This is a genomic window from Kocuria sp. APC 4018 (assembly GCF_030407675.1).
Taxonomy (GTDB): Bacteria; Actinomycetota; Actinomycetes; order Actinomycetales; family Micrococcaceae; genus Kocuria; species Kocuria rhizophila.
This window is the reverse complement of the sequence record NZ_JASDCY010000099.1, coordinates 1-3,835: the sequence shown is the minus strand read 5'-3', so window position 1 is coordinate 3,835 and position 3,835 is coordinate 1. Positions and strand designations below refer to the sequence as shown.

At 71.8% G+C, this 3,835-nt stretch carries 3 protein-coding genes; 1 reads left to right on the top strand and 2 read right to left on the bottom strand.

Features of this window, described 5'->3' with window-relative positions:
- Positions 1 to 510: MarR family winged helix-turn-helix transcriptional regulator (locus QL985_RS11810; RefSeq protein WP_356766070.1), on the top strand; the 510-nt coding region annotated here is incomplete at its 5' end.
- A 514-nt stretch (positions 511 to 1,024) separates the two neighbouring features.
- Here QL985_RS11810 and QL985_RS11805 read toward each other — a convergent pair.
- Positions 1,025 to 1,936, bottom strand: a complete 912-nt coding sequence (locus QL985_RS11805) for a LysR family transcriptional regulator (protein ID WP_039101842.1) — start codon at positions 1,934 to 1,936, stop codon at positions 1,025 to 1,027.
- A 134-nt stretch (positions 1,937 to 2,070) separates the two neighbouring features.
- Positions 2,071 to 3,780: a long-chain-fatty-acid--CoA ligase gene (locus QL985_RS11800; RefSeq protein ID WP_039101843.1), complete on the bottom strand. Its 1,710-nt coding sequence runs from the start codon at positions 3,778 to 3,780 to the stop codon at positions 2,071 to 2,073.
- Positions 3,781 to 3,835: the final 55 nt, after the last annotated feature.

Sequence of the window (3,835 nt, the reverse complement as noted above, 5' to 3'; positions counted from 1 at the left end):
GCCTCCCCGAGGAAGCAGCAGAGCATGGACAGCACATCGAGCAACCGCACCCCACCCTGGCTGAACGCCCGGGAGCAGGAGGTGTGGCGGGCCTTCCTGGAACTGTCCCGCAGCATGGAGCGCGCCGTGGACCGGCAGCTGCAGCGCGACAGCGAGCTGTCCGGCTCCGAGTACGAGGTCCTGGTCCCGCTCTCGGAGTCGGCCACCGGCGAGCTGCCCTCCCGCGAGCTGCTGCGCATGCTCGGCTGGGAGCGCTCGCGGCTGTCCCACATGCTCTCCCGCATGGAGCGCCGCGACATGATCCGACGCTCGCCCAGCCCCACCGATGCCCGCGGCCTGGTGGTGGGGATCACCGAGCACGGGCGCAGCTCCATCACCCGCGCGGCCCCCGCCCACATCGCCATGGTCCGGGCCGCCTTCGTGGACCAGCTCACCGAGGACGAGAGCGCGGCCCTGCTGAGCATCGCCCACAAGGTGGTTCCCCGTCTGGGGGATCTGAAACTGGCCTGAGGCGCCCCACCGGGCGGGAAGACTCCGCGCCTCACCCGGTGCGGTCCGTTGGGGGAGGAGCCGGAAAGGCCCGTTAACAGGGGACGGGTCCTGCCACTTGGGGGATCGGCAGGACCCGTCGGACATCCCGAATCTGGGGGAGATCGGGACGCCGGCCAGCCGGGGGATCATCCGGGTGCGTATTTGGGGGGATGCACCCGGGCCACTTCGGCCGACATCACCACTTTATGCGGCAAGTCCATCCAGACGCAAGTAAACCCGCAAAACAGCGCTCCAACCGGTCTCTGACCTGCGCCGTTGCGGAACGTTGCCCGCAACCGTGGGGTGGCAGGATAGCGACCGCCTCGCTCTTCTCCCTGTTCCCTGTCCCCCGGGTGAGCCACAGGATCCGGGTGCTCCGAGGCGCTTCGCGGGGAGCGGAGACGACCCGGATGAGCTCACCCGGCCCGTGGACACGCTGCGGTGGCCCGCGCAGCTGCCGCCCGGCGGGAGTCAACCGCGCGGCCCGGACCCGTCAGCGCGCCGCGGGGCTCGTGCTCGTGGCTCCCGCGGAGTCGGCCCACCCCAGGGCCACGTCCAGGAAAGCCCGCAGCCGGGCGGAGCGGTCCTCGTCACGCCAGGCGAGCGCGAGGTCGATCTGCGGGGACCCCTCGAGCTCCGCGTACACGACCCCCCGCAGCTGCAGGGCCCGTACGGACGCAGGAACCAGCGCCACCCCGCCTCCCGCCGCCACGAGTGACAGCGTGCTCGCCGTGTCCTGCGCCACCTGTCCGATGCGCAGGGGGAGCCCCGCGGCGAGGAACAGCTCCTGGGCGGCCCGGTGCAGCGGTGACCCGGGCGGGTGCGCAACCACCGGAAGACCCTCCAGGGCACCCACGCCCACCGACGGCCGCGCGGTCAGCGGTGCGTCGACGGGCAGGGCCACCACGAGGGGCTCACGCCCCACGACGCGGTGGCGGATGCCCGGCGAGGCCACGGGCGGGTGCAGCAGGGCCGCGTCCAGGCTCCCGTCCCGCAGCCCGGACTCCAGCGCCGGTGACGGCAGCTCACCCCGCAGGCTCAGCGTGACACCGGGCAGCCCCTCCCGCACCGCGCGCGCGAGCTCCGGGACGACGTCGTACGCCGCGGCCCCGGCGAACCCCAGCCGCAGCACACCCGCCGAGGAGTCGCCCTCCCGCCGGACATCGGCCTCGAGCAGCTCGAGGTCGTGGAGGACCCGCCTCCCCCGGTCCAGCAGCTCCTGACCCGCGGGGGTGAGGTCCACCCTGCGCGTGGTGCGGTCCAGGAGTCTGGCACCCAGGTGCTCCTCCAGCTGACGGATCAGCAGGGACAGCGCCGGCTGCGCCATGTGCAGCCGGTCGGCGGCCCGGCCGAAGTGACGCTCCTCGGCCACCGCAATGAAGCAGGTCAGCTGCCGGATCTCCATGTCGGGCCACCTCCTCGGGTCCGGAGCCACGGCCTCCCGGCGGGCCGCCGAGAACGTGCTCCAGCCAGCCCACCCGGGCCGTTCCCCGGGTGCGTCACCCCGCTGCCGCCCGTGGCACCGGGTGCGCGGTGTGGTCAGGAGTCCAGGAGCTTCTTCTCCAGGATCTCCTCCTTGACGGCCCGTCGCAGGGTCTTGCCGAGCATCGTGCGGGGAAGATCTTCCATGGCGATGATCCGGCGGGGGACCTTGTACCGGGTGACCTTGTCGTAGCAGTGCTGGCGCAGGGCGGCCTCGTCCAGGCTCACCCCGGGTTCCAGCACCACGGCGGCCACCACCGTCTCGTTGCCGTCCTCGTTGGGGATCCCCACCACGGCGGCGTCGGCCACGCCGTCGTGCAGCTTCAGGGCGGTCTCCACCTCGGTGGGGGCCACGTTGAACCCGCCGGTGATGATGACCTCCTTGATGCGGTCCACCACCCGCAGGAAGCCGTCCTGGTCCACGGTGACGATGTCCCCGGAGCGCAGCCAGCCGTCCTCGGTGAAGAGCTTGGCGGTCTCCTCCGGGCGTTTCCAGTAGCCCTGGGTGGTCTGCGGGCCCTTGACCAGCAGCTCGCCCTCGCCGTCCACCGGGACGTCCTCGCCCGTCTCCGGGTTCACCATGCGGATGTCGGTGCCGGGGAATGGGATGCCGATCGAACCCGCCCGGCGGTGGTCGTTGAGCGGGTTGCACGTCACCAGTGGGGAGCACTCGGTCAGCCCGTACCCCTCGATCAGCATGCCGTCCGTGGCCTGCTCCCACGTGGCCACCAGGGGCACGGGCAGGCTCATGGCACCGGAGACGGCCACGCGGATGCCCGAGATGTCCTTGCCCTGCTCCCGCGCGGCGTCGAGCACCTTCTGGTACACCGGCGGAACCGCGGGCAGCACGGTGGGCATGGACTTCTTCATGGCCTTCAGGATCAGATCCGCACGCACCGTGGGGAACAGCACCAGCTTGGCCCCGAGTGACATGGCGAACGTGAGACCCAGTGTGAGCCCGAAGGCGTGGAACAGGGGAAGCACGCCGTAGACGACCTCGTCGGAGGAGGAGTCCAGCCAGTGCTGCCCCATCAGCGCGTTGGACTCCAGGTTCCGGTGGCTCAGCATCGCGCCCTTGGGCTGGCCCGTGGTGCCGGAGGTGTACTGCAGCAGGGCGATGTCCGTGGCACTCGGGCGGGGGTGGTCCGAGCGCAGGGGCGCGGAGTCCAGGAGGGACTTCCAGGCGATCGTGCCCGGAGCGGCGGCCGTGAGCTCGCGCCGCTGCTCCGCGAGCTTCTTGAGGGGCAGCCGCAGGCCCAGGCGCATGGCCGCGGGCATGGCGGCGGTGATGTCCACGGACACCACGTGCTCCACGGCCAGGTCCTTGGGCATGCTGGTGATCCGCGACGCCACCTTGTCCCACGCGATCACCACGCGGGCACCGTGGTCCTCGAACTGGTGGCGCAGCTCGGGGGTCGTGTAGAGGGGGTTGTGCTCCACCACGATCGCGCCGAGCCGCAGCACGGCATAGAACGCCACGATGTGCTGGGGGCAGTTGGGCAGCACGATCGCCACCCGGTCCCCGGCCTGCACGCCCAGCACCCGCAGCCCCTCGGCCACGCGCCGCACCTGTTCCCCGAGCTGCGCGTAGGTGGTCCCCGCGCCGAAGAACTCGACCGCGGTCTTGGCCCCGTACCGCGCCACGGACTTCTCGAGCATGTGCACCAGGGAGGTCTCGGGCAGGTCCAGGTCCCGAGGGACCCCGGGGTCGTAGCTCGCCGTCCAGGGTCGGGTCGCCAGGAAGTCACGGGAATTCACGTCAGCCATGACAGCGAGATTACCCGCCCTGCGCCAGGCGCCCCGGCAGGCGGGGCGCCTGGCG